The sequence below is a fragment of the Salinisphaera aquimarina genome (genome assembly GCF_042643355.1).
Classification (GTDB): Bacteria; Pseudomonadota; Gammaproteobacteria; order Nevskiales; family Salinisphaeraceae; genus Salinisphaera; species Salinisphaera aquimarina.
On record NZ_JBHRSS010000001.1, the window covers coordinates 300,318 to 322,422 of the forward strand.

General features: G+C 64.4%; 19 protein-coding genes, 1 tRNA gene and 1 pseudogene. 4 read left to right on the forward strand and 17 right to left on the reverse strand.

Translation table 11 applies throughout. The features are described 5' to 3' along the window. Positions 1 to 400 precede the first annotated feature (400 nt). The 9 genes and pseudogenes from ACFOSU_RS01365 to rpsU form a co-directional block, all read right to left on the reverse strand. A tRNA-Ile gene (locus ACFOSU_RS01365) sits at positions 401 to 477 on the reverse strand. Positions 478 to 558: 81 nt separating this feature from the next. Further along, a pseudogene (locus ACFOSU_RS01370) lies at positions 559 to 1,008 on the reverse strand (group I truncated hemoglobin); the annotation flags it as partial. Positions 1,009 to 1,011: 3 nt separating this feature from the next. After that, positions 1,012 to 1,893, reverse strand: coding sequence for a DUF3034 family protein (locus ACFOSU_RS01375; protein WP_380685693.1), 882 nt, complete (start codon positions 1,891 to 1,893; stop codon positions 1,012 to 1,014). Then, a complete protein-coding gene (locus ACFOSU_RS01380) occupies positions 1,890 to 4,148 on the reverse strand; it encodes a putative bifunctional diguanylate cyclase/phosphodiesterase (protein ID WP_380685695.1) in 2,259 nt (752 codons plus the stop codon). Before ACFOSU_RS01380 ends, ACFOSU_RS01375 begins: the two co-directional genes overlap by 4 nt. Before the next feature lie 74 nt (positions 4,149 to 4,222). Further along, on the reverse strand, positions 4,223 to 4,915 hold the full coding sequence (locus ACFOSU_RS01385; RefSeq protein WP_380685697.1) for a methylamine utilization protein: 693 nt from the start codon (positions 4,913 to 4,915) through the stop codon (positions 4,223 to 4,225). Positions 4,916 to 5,222: 307 nt separating this feature from the next. Then, positions 5,223 to 7,025 carry an RNA polymerase sigma factor RpoD gene (gene rpoD / locus ACFOSU_RS01390; RefSeq protein WP_380685699.1) on the reverse strand — a complete coding sequence of 601 codons (1,803 nt, stop codon included), beginning with the start codon at positions 7,023 to 7,025 and terminating at the stop codon, positions 5,223 to 5,225. A 112-nt stretch (positions 7,026 to 7,137) separates the two neighbouring features. Further along, positions 7,138 to 8,913 carry a DNA primase gene (gene dnaG / locus ACFOSU_RS01395; RefSeq protein ID WP_380685701.1) on the reverse strand — a complete coding sequence of 592 codons (1,776 nt, stop codon included), beginning with the start codon at positions 8,911 to 8,913 and terminating at the stop codon, positions 7,138 to 7,140. An 84-nt stretch (positions 8,914 to 8,997) separates the two neighbouring features. After that, positions 8,998 to 9,444, reverse strand: coding sequence for a GatB/YqeY domain-containing protein (locus tag ACFOSU_RS01400; protein ID WP_380685703.1), 447 nt, complete (start codon positions 9,442 to 9,444; stop codon positions 8,998 to 9,000). An 87-nt stretch (positions 9,445 to 9,531) separates the two neighbouring features. Further along, positions 9,532 to 9,747: a 30S ribosomal protein S21 gene (gene rpsU, locus ACFOSU_RS01405; RefSeq protein WP_380685705.1), complete on the reverse strand. Its 216-nt coding sequence runs from the start codon at positions 9,745 to 9,747 to the stop codon at positions 9,532 to 9,534. A gap of 110 nt (positions 9,748 to 9,857) precedes the next feature. On the opposite strand from rpsU, the gene tsaD reads away from it, so the two are divergent. Further along, positions 9,858 to 10,892 carry a tRNA (adenosine(37)-N6)-threonylcarbamoyltransferase complex transferase subunit TsaD gene (gene tsaD / locus ACFOSU_RS01410; RefSeq protein WP_380685707.1) on the forward strand — a complete coding sequence of 345 codons (1,035 nt, stop codon included), beginning with the start codon at positions 9,858 to 9,860 and terminating at the stop codon, positions 10,890 to 10,892. Between the two features lie 13 nt (positions 10,893 to 10,905). Here the strand turns inward: tsaD and ACFOSU_RS01415 are convergent, their stop codons facing one another. Next, positions 10,906 to 12,537 (reverse strand): carboxylesterase/lipase family protein, encoded by a 1,632-nt coding sequence (locus ACFOSU_RS01415; protein WP_380685709.1) that lies wholly within the window; start codon positions 12,535 to 12,537, stop codon positions 10,906 to 10,908. 193 nt (positions 12,538 to 12,730) lie between these two features. Then, entirely contained in the window at positions 12,731 to 13,645 is a 915-nt protein-coding gene (locus ACFOSU_RS01420) for an AEC family transporter (RefSeq protein WP_380685711.1), read from the reverse strand. Between the two features lie 175 nt (positions 13,646 to 13,820). On the opposite strand from ACFOSU_RS01420, the gene folB reads away from it, so the two are divergent. Together folB and folK are read left to right on the forward strand one after the other, a co-directional pair. Then, positions 13,821 to 14,177: a dihydroneopterin aldolase gene (gene folB / locus ACFOSU_RS01425; protein ID WP_380685713.1), complete on the forward strand. Its 357-nt coding sequence runs from the start codon at positions 13,821 to 13,823 to the stop codon at positions 14,175 to 14,177. Continuing rightward, the gene (folK, locus tag ACFOSU_RS01430) at positions 14,174 to 14,692 is read left to right on the forward strand and encodes a 2-amino-4-hydroxy-6-hydroxymethyldihydropteridine diphosphokinase (RefSeq protein WP_380685715.1); all 519 of its coding nucleotides are present in this window, start codon (positions 14,174 to 14,176) and stop codon (positions 14,690 to 14,692) included. Before folB ends, folK begins: the two co-directional genes overlap by 4 nt. Before the next feature lie 9 nt (positions 14,693 to 14,701). On the opposite strand, the gene ACFOSU_RS01435 is transcribed toward folK, so the two are convergent. Continuing rightward, complete coding sequence (locus ACFOSU_RS01435; RefSeq protein WP_380685717.1) at positions 14,702 to 15,445, reverse strand: SDR family oxidoreductase; 744 nt, start codon at positions 15,443 to 15,445, stop codon at positions 14,702 to 14,704. Positions 15,446 to 15,529: 84 nt separating this feature from the next. On the opposite strand from ACFOSU_RS01435, the gene ACFOSU_RS01440 reads away from it, so the two are divergent. After that, on the forward strand, positions 15,530 to 16,336 hold the full coding sequence (locus tag ACFOSU_RS01440; protein WP_380685719.1) for an undecaprenyl-diphosphate phosphatase: 807 nt from the start codon (positions 15,530 to 15,532) through the stop codon (positions 16,334 to 16,336). Between the two features lie 18 nt (positions 16,337 to 16,354). Here the strand turns inward: ACFOSU_RS01440 and ACFOSU_RS01445 are convergent, their stop codons facing one another. Genes ACFOSU_RS01445 through ACFOSU_RS01465 form a run of 5 tightly spaced genes read right to left on the reverse strand, consistent with a single transcriptional unit; the run spans position 16,355 to position 22,082 of the window. After that, the gene (locus ACFOSU_RS01445; protein WP_380685721.1) at positions 16,355 to 17,608 is read right to left on the reverse strand and encodes a multifunctional CCA addition/repair protein; all 1,254 of its coding nucleotides are present in this window, start codon (positions 17,606 to 17,608) and stop codon (positions 16,355 to 16,357) included. Positions 17,609 to 17,610: 2 nt separating this feature from the next. Beyond that, complete coding sequence (locus ACFOSU_RS01450) at positions 17,611 to 19,530, reverse strand: transglycosylase SLT domain-containing protein (protein WP_380685723.1); 1,920 nt, start codon at positions 19,528 to 19,530, stop codon at positions 17,611 to 17,613. A 58-nt stretch (positions 19,531 to 19,588) separates the two neighbouring features. Further along, positions 19,589 to 20,554 (reverse strand): hydrogen peroxide-inducible genes activator, encoded by a 966-nt coding sequence (locus ACFOSU_RS01455; RefSeq protein ID WP_380686438.1) that lies wholly within the window; start codon positions 20,552 to 20,554, stop codon positions 19,589 to 19,591. Between the two features lie 15 nt (positions 20,555 to 20,569). Then, entirely contained in the window at positions 20,570 to 21,493 is a 924-nt protein-coding gene (hemF, locus tag ACFOSU_RS01460; protein ID WP_380685725.1) for an oxygen-dependent coproporphyrinogen oxidase, read from the reverse strand. A gap of 4 nt (positions 21,494 to 21,497) precedes the next feature. Next, complete coding sequence (locus ACFOSU_RS01465) at positions 21,498 to 22,082, reverse strand: L-threonylcarbamoyladenylate synthase (protein ID WP_380685727.1); 585 nt, start codon at positions 22,080 to 22,082, stop codon at positions 21,498 to 21,500. Between the last annotated feature and the right edge of the window lie 23 nt (positions 22,083 to 22,105).

The following is a 22,105-nucleotide window of genomic DNA, read 5'->3' on the forward strand; positions in this document are numbered from 1 at the left end:
AAAGAATACAGAAGCGTATGGCGCACACGCTTCAGCAATCGGCACGCGGTGTTGGCGTCGGCGCCCAAGTTGTTGCTTGACGGTGCAATAGCGTCACCCACATACAGAGGCTCGACCCGTCGGTGGCGGTTCGGCTTTGTACGAGGACTGTTAGAAGAGATGTGCCGGCCTTTACCCGTTGCGGCCGCGCGGCCAGCAGTCGGCGACAGGGGGGGCTGCGTAATCGGGGGCGTCGGAAATCAGCGCACGAGTAATCATGTGACCAGGGGCGAAGCCTGATCGAGGTGAGATTGATATGGGCCGCGAATCCGCAGCCACGCTGCGGCCGAAGGTGGGGCGGAACGCCGACTGCGCCCGTCGGTTGTACGGCTTCAGAAAAGCACAACCGACAGAGGCAAGATGGTGGGCCCGGTTGGACTCGAACCAACGACCAAGGGATTATGAGTCCCCTGCTCTAACCAACTGAGCTACAGGCCCTTAAGGCGACGCACTATAACCGGAGAGGGGCAGGTCGCCAACTCCGGAGGTCTCCATCTCGACCGGTGGTGGCGGTTGGGTGCCGACAATGTTCCGGCGCATCGGGGCGAGCAGGGCGAGCAGGCGGTTCTGCGCTGCCACGGATACCTGTTCGCTTTCCATTGCCTTGATCAGGTCTTCGACGAGTGCGTTGAAATCGGTGCTAGTCAGGTGCAGATCCCGGTGCACGTCGTACATGCTCTCGCCGCCGTAGGTGCAGGGGCCGCCTGCCAGCACGCAGAATTGCTCCGTGAGGCGCTTGTGCAGCAGGATGATGTCGGTGTCTTCGAATATCGGTGAGATTCGATCATCTCTGGCGATGTTGAGCAGGAATGTCTCGTTGAGCCGGGAAATGCCGTCGCGTTCGCCGAGCTGGCGATAGAGCCAATCGGTGTTGTTCGGGGCCGTCTGGCAGGCGGCCAGCAGTATCAGGACCAGCGCGCAGGTCGATGCCAACAGGACGCGTGGGATGAGCGCAGCGAATGCATACATGGCTCAGAAACCGGTCTGCAGAGAGACGAAATAGCCGTTCTGGTCGTCCAGGCCCGCAATGCTGCCGAGATCGACATAGGCCATCGATAGCGCCAGATAGCGCGAAGGCGCATACACGAGATAGACGGACTTCCAGTCGTCTTCATCCACGGTCTGCAGATTGTTGGGCTTCTGCCGGTACTCGGCGCCAACCAGCCACTTTCGGTTCAGAAACACGCCGGCGCTGAATTCGCCCACGAGGTCGTAGCCGTTGTCGTGTTCGCTGCCGAAGCCCAGCAGGCCCAGCTGATTGGCCCGTGTGGCCCTCGCCGTGGCATTGAGCAATACGTTGCGGCTGAGAAAACCGTCGAGGACGACCTTGGTTGCAGCCAGGTAGAAATCGACGCCGCTGTCGTTGCGTGCGCCCAGTGCATGCGGGATGGCGAAATCGCTGTTGTGGGTATATTGCACGCCCGCGCTGTATTGGCCGAAACGGTCGTAGAGCGCTTCACCGGCCAGGCGCAGCTTGAGCCCCACGGTCTGTTGGCGGATATCGGTGTGCAGTGGCTGGACGTCGAGTTTGCTGTGCGACACCGTCACGGCAAGCCGGTTCGCCCAGTTGACGCCGATGCTGGCGGTGTTGAGTCCGAAATCGTCGACGCCGACGTGCGAGACGCTCGCATTCGCGGTGGTCTCGGTATCGCTGGCGTAGCCGTTGAGCACGGCCCATGTGGTGATGCCGCCGCCGGCGCTACCGTTGATATTGGTGATGCCGCCGGTGGCCCAGAGCCGGCTGCCCTCGGCATGCGCGCTGAGCAGTGGCATCAGCCCCAGGACCGCCGCTGTGGAGAGCAGGACGGTGATCTTCGCGCGGCGCCGCAGCGTCAGTAATCGAGCGTGTTTCACGGCGACTGTCCCCCCGCGCCGAGAATGGTCTGTGCGGACCATCGTGATTGTTTTAATTGATGATTGTATACCCATTCGGGCAACGCCTCGGCGCTCATCGGCCGGGCCAGAAAATATCCCTGCATCAGGTCGGCGCCGTGTTGTACGAGATATTGCCACGTGGTCTCGTTCTCGATGCCTTCGGCGACCACTTCCAGTCCCAGCTTATGGCCGAGGTCGATGATCGTGCGCACGATGAACTGATCAGCCGGGGTGGTGGCCAGATTGAGTACGAGCGATTTGTCGATCTTGAGTTCGTTCGCGCTCAGCTGCTTGAGCTGTGACAGCGACGAGTAGCCGGTGCCGAAATCGTCGACCGCCACCCGTGCGCCCCGTACTTGCAGCCGTCGAAGATTTTCCATGGCGGCTGCGGGATCACGCAGAAGCGAACTCTCCGTGACTTCCAGGGTAATGTCGCTCGGCGAGCCTGCCGCCGCGAGTAGTGGATTGATCATCTGTTCCAGCGATTCGTCGGCGAGTTCGTCAGCCGACAGATTCACGGCCACGCCGAGCGTCATGCCCTGCTTGCGCCAGTCGCCGATTTGCCGCGTCAGACTGCTCACGAGCCATTGCGTGAGCAGATTGATCTGGCCCGAACGCTCGGCCAGGCCGATGAATTCATCGGGACCGATCGCGCCCAGTTTCGGGTGTGTCCAGCGCGACAGCGCCTCCACCTGGCGCACGGCACCGGTTTCGAGAACCATTTTCGGCTGATAGGCGATATCGAGCGCGTTCTTCTCGAGAGCCGGGGCGAGATCCTGAATGATGGTGAGCTCGCGCATGCGCGTCTCGTCCATGCCCGCCTGATAGAAGGATGTGCGCGCATGATCCGCGCGCGAATGATTACGGGCGATCACAGAGCGACGCCAGATCGATTCAACATCGGCGGCCAGACGCGGTGCCACCACCACGCCGATCTCGAGCACGATCGACACCGGGGTGGTCAGTATGTGGATCGGCATCTGCACTTGCGTGCGTATCAGCTCGAGCCGCTGTCGCAATGCCTGCTCGCTGGAATCCGTCTGCATGAGCAGCAGAAAATCATTGCCTTCGACGCGCCCGATGGCGCTCGTCTCTGCGATGGCCGCCCGGAGTCGTTGGGCGACTCGCTTGAGTACTTCGTCGCCGAGCTGGTAGCCCAGCGCGCTGTTGATACGGGCAAACCCGTGGATGCCGATACGGGCGGCCGCGAACGGCCGGTCCCGTTCGAAGTATGCATGCAGGACGTCGCGGATCGATTCGCGGTTGGGCAGATCCGTGAGTGCGTCGTGGGTGGCCTGATGGCGAATACGGTTTTCACGTTGCCGCACCGCGGCCTGCATGTTGTTGAGTGCGTCGGCGAGTACGTCGAATTCGCCGATGGAACGGCTCTGTGGCGCCTGTCGGTATTCCCCCGCGGCCACCGATTGTGCAAATTCGCTCAGGTCGCGTACCGGCTGGCTCAGGTTGCGGGCCAGCCAGATCGCCACCAGCGCGCTGAGAACGAGCGTCACCACAAATATAAGCAATAGACTGCGCGCCAGTTTGTAGTAGGCGGCCAAAACGTCCGCGCGCGCCAGGCTGAGCACCACGCGCAGCTGGGTGGTGCCGGTGTCCAGCATCACATGTTCGCTGCTGAGAAAATTGTCTCGTGGCGCGCCAGTGGCGGCTGCGACGTTCTCGCCGGCGGCGGTGTCGGTGCGATAGATCGGTTCGTCGTGTTCGAAAACGACGAACTGGACGTCGAGCCCGGTCAGTTCACCCAGCCGACGCGCGAGCTGCTGATTGACCGCGAACCCCATGCCGACCCACGCGATCAGACGCGGCGCCTTCACCGGCGCGAGTACGAGCTGGTAGGGGCGGTTGCCGGTCATCACCAACCCGGCGGCGCGGCCGTTCTTTCGAGCCTTGGCAAGCAGATCCCGGAACGCCGAGGTGTCTTCATCGATGTTGCCGGGCAACGCCGACGTGACGTGGCCGTTGGGGGCCGCGAGCATCGCCACATCGGCCTTCACCCGGTCGCCGAAGTTGGCCAGAACCGTACGCAGGGTCGGTCCGTCATGGGTGGCGACCGCGGACTTGAAACCGAAATCCGAGCTAAGGACATCGACGGTCGCCAGTAGCTGGTTTGCCCTGAGAGACATCAGCTGGTCGAGGACGCGGTCACCCACCTCGAGGCTGGTGCGGGCCTGGGCAATCGTTTGCTGATAGGTGGTGCGCAGAATTGCCGCGGCCACGACCAATTCCGCCAATAGCACGAATCCGAGCATCGTGATGAGCAGTCGCGCACGAAACGTCGACCGCCGGGGCATTAATGTGACAACTCGTTGAAGCGATCCTGGAGGGAGGAACCGCTTGACGCCGGCGGTGTCGGCGGTGGGTCGACATCCAGCGTGATGCGCGCCTGGCGCGTGCCGGGCTCAAGCACCCGCGTCACACGGGCGTCCTCACTGATCATCCACGGATGCCATATCGACAGGGTGACCGTGCTATCGGGCAGGGCGGCGAGGCGCGCGTGGCCGTTCGCGTCGGTGATCGCCCAGCGTGGATCGTCGCTCACCACGATGAATGCCTGCATCTGATCATGGATATTACAGCCGACGGTGACGACGCCGGGTGTGTCGAAGGTGATCGGGCGCTGCGGGCGTCCGATATAGAGCTTGATGTCAAAGGTCTTTGTTTTCGAGAACGAGTAGACGTGGTGGCGGGTCTTGTCCTGATTCGGGAAAACGACCTGGCTGCCTTGCGGCACGACCAGCATATGCGGCACGAATGTCAGATTGCGCTGATCCATCACCGCCGGAATCAGGTTGGCCTGAGGCTTTGTTGCGCCCGGCCAGCGTGCCATGACCGCCGCGTACTCGAGCGGTTGTCCGTCGGGCCCCGTGATCGTGACATCGACATCCACAGCGCCCGCGGGTGTTGCCGTCAAAAGCAACGATGCCGAGCATAGCAGTACCGACGCGGTGCGCTTGCAGGCACGCGTGAGCGACCTTGTCTTCAAAGTGGAGTCTCCTCGTCACGCTGTTCTTTGTGGGTCATCAGCCGTGCCGCTGTATCTTAGCGGCCCCCCGGCGAAATGGCGAAATTCCGAACGCAAACGGATTGACGGGCATGGGGGTGAAGACAACCGCCGCGGCCGACATGGTGTTGGGGAAGAAAGCGTCTCCATCCGGGTCGATATGCCAAGCAACTCGTAATTTTTACGCGCGCTGTGGCCGCGCGGTTGCTGTCACGTGTGCCGATACTGCATGCAAAAAAAAGCCCCGGTCGTGACACCGGGGCTTGCAGGCTTGTGAAGCGCTGGCGAGCTATTCGTCGAGAAAGCTCTTGAGGAACGTTGCCCGCGACGGGTGCCGCAGCTTGCGCAGGGCCTTGGCCTCTATCTGACGGATACGCTCGCGGGTGACGTCGAACTGCTTGCCGACTTCTTCCAGCGTGTGATCCGTGTTCATGTCGATACCGAAACGCATGCGCAGCACCTTGGCTTCACGCGGGGTCAGGCTGGCGAGCGTGTTGTGCGTGGCCTCGCGCAGCGATTCGCCGCTGGCCGAATCGTCCGGCGCGATCGCGTTGATGTCCTCGATGAAGTCGCCCAGATGCGAATCCTCGTCGTCACCGATCGGGGTTTCCATCGAGATCGGCTCTTTCGCGATCTTGAGGACCTTGCGGACCTTCTCTTCCGGCATCTCCATGCGTTCAGCCAGCTCGTCCGGCGTCGGCTCGCGGCCCATCTCCTGGAGCATCTGGCGCGAGATGCGGTTGAGCTTGTTGATCGTCTCGATCATGTGCACCGGAATACGGATGGTGCGCGCCTGATCGGCGATCGAGCGGGTGATGGCCTGGCGAATCCACCACGTGGCGTAGGTCGAGAACTTGTAACCACGACGGTATTCGAATTTGTCGACCGCCTTCATCAGGCCGATGTTGCCTTCCTGGATCAGGTCCAGGAACTGCAGGCCGCGATTGGTGTATTTCTTGGCGATCGAGATCACCAGACGCAGGTTGGCCTCGACCATCTCCTTCTTGGCGCGGCGGGCCTTGGCCTCGCCAATCGACATCTTGCGGTTGATTTCCTTGATGTGATTGACGACCAGGCCGTGCTCCGCTTCGATCTGGCGGATACGGCCCTGGGCACGCACGAGTTCGTCACGACGCACGGCAATCGTGGAGGAATAGCGACGCTTGGCACGGATGAGCTTGTCGAGCCAGACCTCGCTGGTGAGATTTTCCGGCAGCTGGCGTACGAAATCACGACGCGGCATGCCGCCTTCGCCCACGCAGATCTGGAGCATTTCGCGTTCGATACTGCGAATATCGAGCATCGTGGTGCGCAATTGCAGGGTCAGGTCGTCGGCGGCCTTGGGCACGAGCTTGAAGCGCATGAAGTGGGTCGCCAGCTTGGTCAGCGCCTCTTCGGTCTTCTCGTGCTCGCGGCCGTGCTCGTCCAGCGCCTTGACCGCCGCGTTGTGCAGCGTCTTGAGCTTCTTGAACTGGGTCTTGGCTTCTTCCGGGTCCGGCCCATCGTTGCCCGGCGTGGCTTCCTCGTCGTTCTCTTCGGCGGCCTTTTCTTCCTCGCTGACGATGGGATCGCCGGTATCCGGGTCGACGAAGCCGACCAGCACGTCCGTAAGCCGCTTCTCCTGTGACTCGACCATGCCCCAGAGTTCGACCAGGCGGCCGGTGGTGGCCGGGAAGTAGGCCAGCGAGAACATCATCTCGGCCAGGCCTTCCTCGATACGCTTGGCGATGCGGATCTCGCCCTGACGATCGAGCAGCTCGACCGTGCCCATTTCGCGCATGTACATGCGCACCGGGTCGGTGGTGCGGCCGAACTGCGGGTCGAGCGCCGCCAGCGTCGCCGCCGCTTCCTCGGCGTCGTCGTCATCGTCCTCGTTGACGGTGTTCTCGTTCAGCAGCAGGCTGTCGTCTTCCGGCGCAGTCTCGTGCACCGTGATGCCCATATCGCTGATCATGTTGACGATGTCTTCGATCTGCTCGGGATCGACGATATCGTCCGGCAGGGTGTCGTTGACCTCGGCGTAGGTCAGATACCCTTTTTGCTTGCCGTGGGCAATCAATAGCCGTAGCTGTGATTTCTTGTCTTTGCTCATGTGTGATCTGCTGCTCGTGGGACGTGACGCGCGCTGCGATAACCGTCCATTATAACAAATCGACCGTGACGTCGCGACTCCGACAGGTCGGTGTCAAGGTGTCCATAGCCGCTCATGTCGTGTCGTGGCGGGTGCCCTGTAGCTCGCGACGCACGTGTTCGAGTTCCTGGGCGGCCTCGCTGCCCAGCGGGCCTTCGGCCAGACGCGCGACCAGCGCATCGTAGCGCTTGCGCAACGACGACCGGCTCGCGGTCTGTGTGCTCAGGCGCGCGATCGCCTCGTTGAACTCCTGTGCCCGTGCCGCTTCGCTGCCGGGCGGTGTCGTGCTTGCGATTTGCTGTAAACGGTCGAAAAACCTGTGGTCGCGATAGCGCTCGAGCCATCGCGATACCGCAATAGTTGGGTTGTTTGCGAAAAACTCAATCGCCTGCGTCAATATCTCGGCTCCACGCACATGACTTTCGCGCAACGCGGCGATATCGCCAACGCCCGATGCCAGCGTCGTATCGGCCAGTAACAGCGCAAGTGCACGGCTGACCTGGGTGACGCGTATATCCTGCGCCTTGTTTTTATTGTTCGTTTTATTATCGGCCGGCCGGTTGGTTTTTGCAGGGGTCTGGGCGTACATCTGGCGTAGGTCGTCGGCGGGCAGCCGGGCCATGCCCGCCAGCTCGCCGATCAGCTCGGTGCGAAACGCTTCGGGCGGCAACGCATTGACGTAGGGCCGGGCGTTTTCGATCAGGCCGGCGCGGCCGTCGGGTGAGGCGAGATCGGCGCCGCTGGTAAGCGCGTCGATGAGCACATGCGACGCGGGTCGTGCATCGTCGATCGCCTGCTGGAAGACAGCGGTTCCATTGTCGCCGCGCACCAGCGTGTCCGGGTCTTCGCCCTCGGGCATGAACAGGAAACGCACCCGCCGGCCGCCGCGCATCACCGGCAGACTCTGATCCAGTGCCTTGCGTGCCGCGCGCACGCCGGCTGCGTCGCCGTCGAAACAGAACATCACTTCCTGGGTATGCCGAAACAGCGTCGTCAGATGCGACTGCGTGGTCGCCGTGCCGAGCGTGGCCACCGCGTTCGGGAAGCCGTTCTGGGCGAGGGCGATGACATCCATATATCCCTCGACCACGATCAGGCGCGGCAGTTCACGCAGGGCCTGGCGCGCCTCGAACAGGCCGTACATGTGATCGGACTTGTGAAACAGCGGCGTTTCCGGCGAATTCAGATACTTGGCCTTGTCGTCGCCCAGCGTGCGTCCGCCGAAGGCGATGGTGCGTCCGCGCGTGTCGCGGATCGGAAACATCAAGCGGTTGCGAAAACGATCGAAGAAACCGCCGTTGTCGCGCTTGATGAGCATGCCGGCGGTGTCGGCCGCGTTCTTGTCGGTCAGCGTCCGGGTGAGCGCGTCCCAGCCGTCGGGGGCGTAGCCGATGCCGAAGCGTTTCGCCATTTCGCCGCTGACCCCGCGGCGCTTGAGATAGTCGATTACCCGCGGATTGCGGCGTAGTTCATTGCGAAAGAAGCGATCGGCGGCGGCCATCACGTCATATAGCGGGTCGCGGGGCGGGCCGGCCGGCTCGCTGGCCTGGGCGTCCTGTGGAATTTCCAGGCCGGCCTGATGGGCGAGCACTTCGACCGCGTCACGGAATTCGAGCCGGTCGTATTCCATGAGAAAGCTGATGGCGGTGCCATGCACGCCGCAGCCGAAGCAGTGATAGAACTGCTTGACCGGCGAGACCGTGAACGAGGGCGACTTCTCGTCGTGGAACGGACAGCAGGCCGCGTATTCGCGCCCGGATTTTTTCAGGGGGACACGTGCGTCCACCAGCGCCACGATATCCGTGCGCTCCAGCAGTTGGTCGATGAAATCCTGCGGGATACGGGCCATGACCCTATTCTATCCCGGCACGCGTGGCTGCGGCGTTCGTGCGCCGATCGCTGTCAGCCGGTGATGAATCCCGATCAGCGCGTATCAGCCCTGCAGGCGGGCCTTGAGGCGCTGACTGACAACGGCCATATCGGCCTGTCCCTGCAGCTTCGCCTTGAGCGTGCCCATGACCTGACCCATGTCGCGCATCGAGGTGGCGCCGGTTTCGGCGATGGCCGTGTCGATGGCGGTATCGATCTCGGCATCGGACAGCTGCGCGGGCAGATAATGTTCCAGCACCGCGATTTCGGCGGCTTCGGCGTCCGCCAGTTCCGGACGATTGGCATCGCGGTACTGGGTTTCGGCGTCGCGGCGCTGCTTGATCATCTTCTCGAGCACGGCCATCACCGCGGCGTCGTCAAGCTCGATACGCTCGTCGACTTCGCGCTGCTTGATGGCGGCCATGAGCATGCGGATCACGCCGAGGCGCTCCTTGTCGCGCGTGCGCATGGCGGATTTCATGTCGTCCTGTAGCTGTGCTTTCAGACTCAAGCGCTTTCCCTCGTCAATCGCTGCGAAACAAATAAAAACAGCGGCCCGTAGCCGCTGTTTTGCACATCATATTTTACGCGTCTTTATCTAGTACTGACGCGTGAAGCGCTGCTGCTCACGCTGAATTTTCTTGGCATGCCGTTTGACCGCGGCAGCGCGCTTGCGCTTGCGGGTCTGGCAGGGCTTTTCGAAAAACTCGCGACGGCGCACTTCGGTGACAACGCCCGCTTTTTCGCAGCTGCGCTTGAAACGACGCAGGGCGACTTCAAACGGTTCGTTTTCTTTGATGCGTACGCTAGGCATTGAGCAATCACTCTCCGGGAATTTATCGGTGTCGAAGAATCCAGCTGTGGGCCAATCGGATGCCCAGACGCTAGAATAGGACGCAGAAGTTTAATCGCTGATCTCGCCTTTTGCAAAGACAAACGACAATTCTCGGTATAGAAAGCTCCTGCGACGAGAGCGCGGCCGCTATCTATACCGGCGACCGCGGCCTTGTAGCCCATGCCCTGCATAGCCAGGTGGCACTGCACGCCGACTACGGCGGCGTCGTGCCGGAACTCGCCTCGCGCGATCATATCCGCAAGCTGACGCCGCTGATCGAGCGCGTGCTCGACGACGCGGGCCGGCCCGAACTGAGCGGAATCGCGTACACGCGCGGGCCGGGTCTGGTCGGCGCGCTGCTGGTGGGTGCATCGATCGCCGCGGGTCTGGGCATGAGTCGCAATCTGCCGGTACTCGGCGTGCATCACATGGAAGGGCATTTGTTGTCGCCACTGCTGGAGCCGGACGGACCGCAGTTTCCGTTCGTGGCGCTGCTGGTGTCCGGCGGCCATACCCTGCTGGTACAGGTCGATGGCGTCGGCCGTTATCGGGTGCTGGGCCAGAGCCTCGACGATGCGGTCGGGGAAGCGTTCGACAAGAGCGCCAAGATGCTGGGGCTGGGTTATCCCGGTGGGCCGGCGCTGGCCGCATTGGCGCAACAGGGGCGGGCCGATGCGCATGCCTTTCCACGCCCGATGCTCAAGCGACCGGGGCTGGATTTCTCTTTTTCCGGGCTCAAGACCGCGGTGATGCTGGCGATCAAGGCGGCGCCGGCCACCGCGGCGGCGCGGGCGGATATCGCCGCCAGCTTCGAGCAGGCAGTGGTCGACACGCTGGTCGCCAAATGCCGGCGCGCGCTCAAGCAGACCGGCGTATCGCGGCTGGTGGTGGCCGGCGGCGTGGGCGCGAACCGCAGCTTGCGCCGCGCCCTCGACGACAGTGCGACGGCGGATGGGTTCTCGCTGCATTTTCCGCGCGCCGAGTTCTGTACCGACAACGCGGCCATGATTGCGCTGGTGGGCTATCTGCGCCGCGATGACATGCGCGCCGGCATTGCCAGCGCCGATGCGACGCCGCGCTGGTCGCTGGACACACTGGCGCCGCCGCTGACGGCGGCGCCGTGATTGGGTCTGGCGTCTACTGTGCGCCGAAGCTCTGCCAGAAATCGCAGTGATGGCGTGCGCTGAAGTCGCTGCTCGACAGCCTCCGCGGTTCGGGGGCGACCAGTTCCTGGTAGTTGCCGTTGCTGGCGAAGGTTTCCCAGAACGGCCGGTCGCCGGCTGACGGATTCGGGTCGCCGGTCTTGGCGAAACTGGTCCAGTAATCGATCATCGCGTTGGACAGGGCGATCTGATCGTCGCCGGCGCCGCGTTCCCGCATGGCCGCCTCGGTGTTGAGCACGTAGCTGATCTCGTAGGCGTGGGCTGCTCCGTAGTCGGGGAAGCTTGGTGCCGGCGGCAACAGGCTCGGCGCGCCGCGATCGGCGAACGCATAGGCATAGGTATTCACGTTCACCGACAGGGCGCCGACCTGGGCCAGCCCGTTACAGGCGAAAGTCGAGTCGGTGAATATCGCGGCCAGGGCATGGCTGGTATCGCTGTAATCCGCGAGCGGATATTCCTGTGCCACCGCATCGACGGCGGCACTGGCCTTGGGCGCGCCGAGCGCGGCCGCGATCCGCGGCCGATAATCGTCCGGCCCGAAGGCTGCGTCTCGCGTGAGCTCGTCGATGGCGATGAACAACTCGCCTTCGTCGCGGTTGGTGCCCTCCAGCACCGGCACCCGGTTGAAATCACCGCTGCCGATGGCCTGGGCAATGGAGTTCGGTAGAAATTGCGGCCGTGTATTGGGAATGAAGTCGAACGCGGCCTGGGCGGCGACGATATCTTCCACTGACGCATCGCGCAGACAATCGGCGACGTCGCTATCGGCGCGGCAACCGAGCGCGTCCGCAATCTGCTGGCCCTGGCTCTCGGCCTGAGCCAGCGTGCGCTGGCCTGGGCTATAGGCACCGCTTTCCACGATTGCCTGGTCGAACAGGCCCGCGGCCGCAGGGGAGGCCAGCTGTGACAGCACGCTATGGCCGCCAGCGGATTCGCCGAATACCGTGACGTTGTCGGGGTCACCGCCAAAGTTGGCGATGTTGTCCTGTACCCATTGCAGCGCCGCCTGTTGGTCCATCAGCCCGTAATCACCGGAGCCGGCGTCCTCGCTGGCGGCGGTGAGTGCCGGGTGGGCCAGGAAACCGAACGCGCCGAGGCGATAGTTGATGGTCACCACCACAACGTCTTTGTCCACGAGGCGCAACGGATTGTAGTTGGCCCCGCCGGAGCCGGTAACGAAGGCGCCGCCGTGGATCCAGACCATCACCGGGTAACTGCCGTCGGCTTTGGGCGTATAGATATTGAGAAACAGGCAGTCCTCGTCCGTGGAGGGGATGCCGAAGGTGCCGCCGCCCTGTGGGCAGGGCGAACCGAAGGCGTTGGCCGCCAGCCTCTGGCTGCGCCGCGGCGCCGGCTGCGGCAGCGCGAATCGGCGTTCGCCGGTGGGCGCGGCCGCGTAGGGCACGCCCTTGAAGCTCAGCTGGCGGTCCTCCTCGACGCCGACCACCGCGCCCTGCGCGGTTTCACGCTGCAGCGCGTTCGTTTCGCCGCCGTCGTCCACCGACGAATCCGAATTGGAGTCGGAACAGCCGGCGATACCGACGGCCAGTACGACGCACGCACACCACCCGAGTGCACGCCGTTTACAGACGCTATGAATCCTCATCGTCATCTCCCTCGCACGGTTGTATGGCGCTTGGCTGGCAGTGGCCGCGTACGCCTGTTTTTTTGAAACTCCGTTTTAGCATGGCGATTTCACGCTCGCAATGCGCTATTGGATCACCGAGGTGCAAGGCTATGGCGCGTCCGAATAGGGCGTTCGACCGCGCGACGAGGGGCCAATCGATTCGTGATGATCGCTAGTTGAATAGGCCCAGCCACAGCGGCAGCGTGAGCATGGCGATCAGCGTCTGGCCGGTGATCAGCGCAGCCATCAGTTCGCTGTCGCCGCCGAGTTGGCGCGCGAGGATATAGGCCGCGGTCGCGGTGGGTACGGCGGTGAACAGCAGCGCGACGTCGCGGCTGACCGGGTCCAGACCGAACACGACCGCGAGCATGAGCGTAAGTGCCGGTAGCAGCACCAGCTTGATCAGCGTCGACGACCAGAAGGCACGGCCGCTGCGCACGAGTGCGGCCGGGCGCAGCGCCACGCCGACGGCGATAAGTCCCAGCGGCAGGGCGGCGCGCGCAATCAGGCCGAGCGTGGGCGCGCTCCAGCCCGGCAGACCGATGCCGGTTGCGTTGAGGGCGATACCGATGACACAGCCGACGATCAGCGGATTGCGTATCAGCTCGAGCAGGCTCTTCAACACACCGGCGCGGCCGAGCGTGCCGGCGGCGATGAAGCACAGCACACACAGCACGTTGACGGTGGGCACCATGAGCGCGATGGCGACGGCCGCGGCAGTGGTGCCGGCCGGCCCGTGCAGCGCGGCCGCACCGGCAATGGCCACATAGGTATTGAAACGCAGGCCGCCCTGGAAAACAGAGGTGAACGCGGCGTCGTCGAGGTTCAGGCGCGCACGCAGTACCCAGATCAGGGCCGCAAAGACCAGCAGCGCGCCGAGCACGACGCAGGCCAGGCGCACGACCGGCACGCTTGCCACATCGGCGGTGGCCAGGGTGTGGATGAGCAGGGCGGGGAACAGCAGGTAGTAGATCAGGCGTTCGGCACGCGGCCAGAAATCGCCGCCCGGATATTTTTTCCATCCCAGCAGCGCGCCGAGCAGAATCAGGACGAAAAGCGGGCCGAGCGCGTTCTGTACTGCCAGCATCTTGAGTCGAACAACCTGATCAGTGTATGCCGGGGATGGGCCTACCCCCGACCAGCGCCGCATTCTGCCATGCCCGGCCTGCTCGTGGCAGGTGCTAAGCTTTGCGCCGCAAGACGTTAACCATGCGCCGGTTGCAGCCGTTCTGTGCCGGCCATCCGTTGCCCGGGGAGTTCTCTTGGACACCATTTTCATCGACCAGCTCAGCGTCGACACCGTGATCGGCGTCTACGACTGGGAACGCACCATTCGCCAGCGCGTGGTCATCGATCTCGAGATGGGTTTCGATATACGCGCGGCGGCGGCCGACGACGACGTCGCCCTGACGCTCGATTACAAATCGGTGGCCAAGCGCGTGATCGCTTTCGTGGAGGCCGCCGAATTCGAGCTGGTCGAGACCCTGTCGGAGCGCATCGCGGCACTTATCCTGGACGAATTCGACGTCACCACGGTCTCACTGCGCCTGAACAAGCCCTGCGCGCTGCGCGGCGCGGCCGGCGTCGGCATACGCATTACGAGGTCGCGCGCCACATGAACGCTGCCCAATCACCGTCTGTATTCGTAGGATTGGGCAGCAATATCCAGCCCCACGCACATATTCCGCTGGCTCTGGATCTGCTCGAGAAGAGCTTTGGCACGCTGTGCGTCTCGCCGATCTATCAATGCCCCGCGGTGGGCTTCGACGGTGCCGATTTCGTCAACCTGGTGGTGGGCTTCGACAACGACGCCGAAGTGCATGCGCTGCAGAGCGAGCTGCGCGACATCGAGGCCGCCTGCGGCCGCGATCGTTCCGAGAAGTACGCATCGCGCACCATGGATATCGATCTGCTGCTCTACGGCGACAAGATCATCGATGACCAGGCGTTGTGTCTTCCGCGCGCCGATATCCTCGAATACGCCTTCGTGCTGCGACCGCTGGCCGAACTCGTGCCCGAGGCCCGACATCCGGTCAGCGGCGAGACCTATGCCGATCTTTGGCGTGCTTTCGATGCGCGCGATCAGCCGTTGACCGAGATCGCGCTCCATCGCGACGTGCGCCTGACGCTCTGACGAGCCGATTCAGCGCCCGAGACGACGACCGCCGTCGACGGCGATCACCGCACCGGTCTGGAAGTCGTTGTCCATGACCGCGCGTATCGCTTTGTAGATCGCCTCCGGTGTGCCCATGCGTTCGAGCAGAGTGGACTTGAGCACCTCGTCCCTGCTGGCGTCGCTGTGCCAGTCCTCGAAGCTGACCGGGCCGGGCTGGACGACGTTGACCTTTATCCGCGGCGCGAGTCGTTTTGCAAACGACAGCGCCAGATTCTGCAGACCGGCCTTGGTCGCGCAGTAGATATCGTATTCGGGCCCGGGGTTGTCGGCATAGATATCGGTGATGTGGATGATATCGCCCGGCGCCTCGGCGCTGGCCTGCATCTGCGGCGCGAGCCGGGTGTTGAGCAGATAGGGCGCGCGCATGTGCACGTCGAAGAACGCCTGGAACTGGCTGCCGGCCGCTTCGGGTTCGTCGCGGGTCGGGCCGAACGCCGAGGCGTTGTGCACGATCGCCCGCAGTGCGCCGGCGATGTCGTCGATACGCCGCGCGATCGCCAGACAGCTCTGTGTGTCATGGAATTCGCCCTGGATCAGAATCGCGCCGCGCTGCGCGAGGGCGCTGATCGCATCACTGGTGCTGCGGTAGTGGGCCACCACGCCGTAGCCGTCGTCGAGAAACCGGTGGGCCAGGTGGGCGCCGATGTTGCGATTGGCGCCGGTCACGAGGACATATTCGGTGGTCGATCGTGAGTTATTCGTTTCAGACAAGGAGTCGGCCTCGCGGTATAGTTTCGCGCCGGCCGTATCGGCCGCCGTCGCTGTGCTGTTCAATTTCCCGTATCGGATACGCGTATGGAGTGGTATCAGATGGTGGTGCTCGCCGTGGTGCAGGGCATCACCGAGTTCCTGCCTATTTCGAGTTCCGCGCACCTTATTCTGGTGCCGCATTTTCTGGGCTGGCCGGACCAGGGTCTGGGTTTCGATCTTGCCATGCATCTGGGCACGCTGGTGGCGGTGATCGTGTATTTCCGTCGCGACGTGGCGCTGCTCTGGCTGGCCTGGGTCCAGTCGATGTCCCGCGGTCGACGCGATGTCGACGTCACCATGGCCTGGGGCCTGCTGCTCGCCACGATTCCGGCGCTTGTGTTCGGTCTGGTGATCGGGATGCTCGGCGAGGACATGCTGCGGGTGCCGGGCATCATCGCGACCACGAGCATTGTCTTCGGTGTGCTGCTCGGTGTTGCCGATGCGCGGTCGCGCCGCGACCGGGTGGCCACGGATCTGGGCTGGCGTGAATATCTGGGCATCGGTCTGCTGCAGGCCATCGCCATCATTCCGGGCGCGTCGCGCTCGGGGATGACCATCATGGGCGGCCGCGCAGCGGGTCTGAGCCGGCAGGCGGCGGCGCGCGTGTCCTTCTTCATGGCGATTCCGATCACCGCCGCGGCCATCTCCTTCGAAGTGCTGAAACTGCTCGACGCCGGTGCGCCGACGGCCTGGGGCCAGCTGGGCATCGCGGCCGTGCTCGCCTGTGTCAGCGCGCTGGTGGCGATTCATTATTTCCTGCGCATGCTGCAATCGATCGGCATGATGCCGTTCGTGATCTACCGCGTGCTGCTGGGATTGTTCCTGTTCGCGGTGTTTGGCTGGTCGGGTTAGCGCTAACGTTAATAGGGTCTAGTAAGAGCGGCTCTGGCTGGCACGCCCATCGGCTGAGGCCAGTGCCGCGGCAATGGCGCGCACGCGCTCGCGTTTGAGCGCTTTGCCTATTTCCGGGCCGCGCAGACCGGCTTCGGCCAGCGGTTTCGCGGTCACCGTGTTGGCCGCATCAAAGGCCGCGCGCGCCAGTGCCGGCTGTGCGTAGGCGCGTTGCTCGAAGCCCAGACGTCCGCGCACGTCGGCTTCGCACACCGTCAGCAACGTATCCAGGCGCTCCGGCCGGCGAAAGGCATCGATGCCTTCCAGCAGCTTGAGCACGGTCGCGGGCCGCAGTTCCTTCATGCGGTGGATATGGGTATGCCAGCGCGCGGTCAGGCGCCCGGCGTCGCGCAGAGCCCTGGGCACGCCCAGGCGCTGGCTGCAGACATCGGCGGGTTCGACGCCGCGTTCTTCGTGGCCGCGATGGCCCGGCAGGATATCGGCCGGCGTGAGTGCCTTGCCGTAGTCGTGGCACAGCGCGGCGTAGCGGGCGGCCAGCGGCGCATCGGCGGCCGCGGCCTGGCCCAGTACCAGCAGGGTGTGCACGCCACTGTCGATTTCCGGGTGATGACGGATCGGTTGCGGCACCCCGAACAGGGCATCGAGTTCGGGAAACAAGCGTTCCAGCGCGCCGCATTCGCGCAACAGATAGAAGAACAGCTGCGGTTCGTCGTGCATGAGCGCGCGCTCGGTCTCGGCCCACACCCGTTCGGGCACCAGATGGTCGACCTCGCCGTCGGCCACCATGGAGCGCAGCAGCGCCATGGTTTCGTCGGCCACCCGGAAACCCAGTGGCCCGAAGCGCGCGTAGTAGCGCGCCAGACGCAGCAGACGCACCGGGTCTTCGACGAATGCGTCCGAGACATGCCGCAGGACGCGGTTATCGATATCCGCGCGGCCGCCGTAGGGATCGATGATCGTGCCGTCGGCGGCGCGGGCGATCGCGTTGACGGTCAGATCGCGCCGGATCAGATCGTCTTCCAGGCTGACGTCCTCGCCGGTGTGGAAGACGAACCCGTGATAGCCGCGTCCGGACTTGCGTTCGGTACGCGCCAGGGCGTATTCCTCGCGCGTCTGCGGATGCAGGAATACGGGGAAGTCGCGCCCGACCGGCAGATAGCCGGCCTCGACCATCGCTTCGGGCGTGCTGCCGACCACTACCCAGTCGCGGTCGGCGACGGTCAGACCCAGCAGTTCGTCGCGCAGCGCACCGCCGACCAGATACCGGTCCACGATCAGTTGAGGCTGCCGGGGTCGGCGTAGCCGCTCTGGATCGTGTCGATACGCGTGTCCAGCGGCACGATGTCTTCGTCCAGCCGCTGCTGGAATACGGTCATGTGCGACATGGCCCTCTGCACGTAGCCGCGGGTTTCGGTATAGGGGATGTTGGCGATCCAGATGGTCGGGTCCATCGGCTTGGCCGGCAGCCAGCGCGCGATTCGATTGGGGCCGGCGTTGTAGCTCGCCGTGGCCAGGGCGATGTTGTCGTTCCAGCGTGCGAGCATGTCGGCGAGATAACGCGTGCCGAGCTGGATATTGATCTCCGGAACCCCGAGCGCGCTCGACGGCGGCGTGGCGGTGCCCATCTGGCGGGCGACCAGCCGTGCCGTGCCGGGCATGAGCTGCATCAGACCGACCGCGCCGGCCGAGGAGCGTACTTGCGGCTGGAACAGCGATTCGGTGCGGATGATGGCCAGCACATAGGCCGGGTCGAGGCCGTTGTCGTCACCGAAGCGGCGAACCGCGTCGCTGTAGGGCGTGGGATAGCGAATATCCAGATCGTCCCAGTAGTCGGCCTTGGCCAGGGTGATGATCGCGCGTGAATACCACTGCCATTGATAGGCGATACGCGCGGCCTCGGCCAGGGCGGGCTTGTCCATATCGCGGGTCAGCGCGTTCCACTCCAGGCCGGCGGCGTGATCCATGCCGAGTGCGCGCAGTTCATCGGCGCGCGCGAGCGCCGGATTGGCCTGCACGCGGGCGGCGGCCGCGGCGTCGCGGGGCAGGGGCCGTTCGTTGAGGCTGTAATCGCGCCCGAGCGCGTCGGCGGCCAGATAGCCGTGGTAGGAGCGTTCACGCGACAGCGGCTCGAAGATCGCGTTGGCCTGGCTGTCGTTGCCGGTCTCGGCCAGCGCGCGTGCGTGCCAGTAGCGCCATTCCTCGTCGTTGGCGAGGCTCGGCGGCAGTTTGCGGATGGCCTCGATCACCAGCGGCCAGCGCTGTTGATAGATCGCCGCGCGAATCTCCCAGCCCAGCGCATGTTCGTCGTCGGCCATGCGGGCCGGGTCGATGCGCGCGAACCAGGCCAGCGCCTGCGATTCGTGGTTCTGAGCATAGAGCAGGGCGACATAGCGTTTCATCTCGAACTGCTGGGTCGCGTCCAGGTTCAGGCGCTGGGCGAGCACCGGCAGGAGATCGGCGGCCGCGTCGAGATCGCGCAGCGCCAGCCGCTTGAAGGCATGTACGGCGACGTCGCCGTCCAGATTACGGCTGTAGCTGAGATTGGTCGGGGTCTCCGACACCGCCAGCCACTGCTCGGTCAGCGCCTTGAGGTTGTCCGGCAGTTGACGCCCGAGATAGCGCGTCAGCCCGTATTGGCCGTTGACCACGGCCAGACGCGCGCGCCTCAGGATTTCATCCGGGCCCATCAGGCCCTGCTGGTCGAGCCAGGCAAACACCGGGTCGCAGGCATCGGGCTGGCTTCGGCCCACGCGCCACAGATCGAGCGCGGCCTGGCGTGGATTCATGCCCAGTTTTATCCGGGCATTGACGGCCCGGCAGCTGTTGGTTGTGCTGTCGTCGTCATCCGTATTGTCGAGCAGCGTCTGCCAGCGGCCGCGCCGCGCCAGGCTGGGCAGCCAGTTCCGGCGCAGGCTCTCGGCAGGGGGCAGATCGGGATGGGCGCGGATGAAGCCCTCGATTTCGTCGTCGAGCGCACTATTCGCACCGCGATCCAGCTGTCGGCGCAGATCGGCGGCGCTGATGTAGTTGTAGAGCGGATAGGTTTGCAGCTGGCGCAGGGCGGCCTGCTCGTTGCCGAGCGTGCCTTGCTGGGCGGCGGCCAAAGCATCACGGAAGAGGCTGCGTTGGGCCGGCGTGGCAGCCTGGGCGGTCGCTGTGAGCAGGCACAGCCCGGCGATCAGGAACAGACGCATGACAAATTGATGGCTGGAGCGAAACACGTGCCGCGAGTGTAACGCAGGCGGCCGTGGCTTAGACCGGACCGGTGACGAAGACGTCGTCATCCACGTTCCATGCCTGTTCGTCGGCGAGCAGCGTCACCCCGCTGGGGTCGCAGTTCATCACCGCATCGCGCAGCAGGTTGATCGCCTTGGGCCGTGGAAAGCTCTTGCGCCAGGCGATGGCGATGCGCCGGGTCGGCGAGGTGCCGGCGAAGGGTCGGGTTTCCAGCAGCCGCGACTCCTCGGAAAGCCCCGGAATCGAGGAGCGTGGCAGCACCGTGATGCCCAGACCGCTGGCGACCATGTGACGAATGGTTTCGAGGCTGGAGCCTGCCTGCGATTGGCCCTGGCCTTCACGGTCGCGACAGTCCGCGCACAGCTCCAGCACCTGATCGCGAAAACAATGGCCGGGTCCCAGCAGCAGCAGTTCCTCCTGGGCCAGGTCGTTGGCGTCGATCTCGGTGCGCGCGGTCCAGGCATGGTTCTGCGGCATCACCACGACAAAGGATTCGTCGTAGAGCGCCCAGGTCGACAGGCTCGCGACTTCGTAGGGCATGGCCACGATCACCGCGTCGAGCTCGTTGTTGCGCAGCTGCTGGGTGAGGGTGCCGGTAAAGTTCTCTTCGATGATCAGCGGCATGTCCGGGGTGGACTCGCGCAGCTTGGGGATGAGGTGGGGCAGCAGATACGGGCCGACCGTATAGATCACGCCCAGGCGCAGCGCGCCCTTGAGTTCGTCGCGCCCCTGTTCGGCTACCGCCTCGAGTGCACTGACCTCGCCGAGCACGCGATAGGCCTGCTCGATGATGCGCCGGCCGATCGGCGTGACCCGAGCCTCGCCGCGGTTGCGCTCGAACACGGTCACGCCGAGCTCGCTTTCCAGCTTCTTGACCGCGACCGACAGCGTGGGCTGGCTCACGAACGCGCGCTTGGCAGCACGGCCGAAGTGGCGTTCCTTGTCGAGCGCTACCAGGTAGCGCAATTCCGTGAGCGTGATATGCATGTATTGACGTCAGCCGTGAGTCAGCCAGTCCTGCGGCTTGAGATAGGTGTCGTAGAGCGCGGCCTCCGGACTGCCCGGGGCCGGCGTGTAACCATACTGCCACGATGCCAGCGGCGGCATCGACATCAGGATCGACTCGGTGCGGCCTTTCGATTGCAGGCCGAACAGCGTGCCGCGATCGTAGACCAGGTTGAACTCGACGTAGCGGCCGCGCCGATAGAGCTGGAAATCACGCTCGCGCTGGCCGTATTCGCGATCGCGTCGACGCTCGAGGATCGGCTGATAGGCATCGATGAAGCCCTGACCGACGTCGCGAACGAAGGCAAACGAGTCGTCGAAGCCGAGTTCGTCGAAGTCATCGAAGAACAGGCCGCCCACGCCGCGGGTCTCGTCGCGGTGGGGCAGATAGAAGTATTCGTCGCACCATTGCTTGAAGCGCGGGTACAGATCCGGGCCGTGGGCATCGCAGGCGCGCTGTGCGGCCTCGTGCCATGCCACGGCGTCCTCGCGAAACGGGTAGTAGGGGGTCAGATCGAAGCCGCCGCCGAACCACCAGACCGGCGCTTCGCCTTCTTTCTCGGCGATGAAGAACCGCACATTGGCGTGCGCGGTCGGGGCGTAGGGATTGCGCGGATGGGCGACCACCGATACGCCGCTGGCGATGAACGAACGCCCGGCCAGTTCCGGTCGGCGCGCCGACGCCGAGGCCGGCAGGTTGTCGCCGGTCACGCGCGAGAAATTGACTCCGGCGCGCTCGAACGTGGCGCCGTCCGCGAGCACGCGGGTATCGCCGCCGCCACCGGCGGGGCGTTGCCAGGCATCGATCTCGAATGCGGTATCGGGTTCGAGTGCGCCCAGTCGTGCGCAGATATGATCCTGCAGTTCGCGAAAATAACGGATGACCGCATCCGCATCGACGTGATCGCTGGGCATGCGATCAGCCGCGCAGGATGCGACCGCTGGCTGCGTCGCGGATCTGGCTCGGTACACCGGGATGGTCATGGCGCCCGTGGAGCACGAAATCGAGCCCATCACCGAAGCGGGCGCGGGCCTGCCAAGCCGAGCGTACCGGCGGCCGGCCGGAGACGTTGGCGCTGGTGGAAACCAGCGGGCCGCCGAAGGCATTGCACAGATCCGCGCTGCCGGAATGGGCGGTCTGGCGCAGGGCAATGGTCGAGTGTTCGCCGGTCAGCCACCAGGGTGTTTCGGCGCGCGCCGGCAACAGCCAGGTCGTGGGCCCCGGCCAGGAGGCGGCGGCGCGCTGCCAGTCATCAAGCGCGTCGGGATCGACGAACGGGGCGAGATGTTCGGCACTCGCGCCGATCACGATCAGCCCGCGCGCCGCGTCGCGTTGTTTGAGTGCGAGCACGCGCAGCACGGCGTCGCTCTGCAGCGGGTCGCAGGTCAGGCCCCAGACGCCTTCGGTGGGGTGGGCGAGAACGCCGCCGTCACGCAGGATGCGCGCGGCACGGCGCAGCCGGTGGGCCGACTCGCGTGACGACAGATTTCTGGACACAGACATCGACAGACCCGATTACCGTTTAA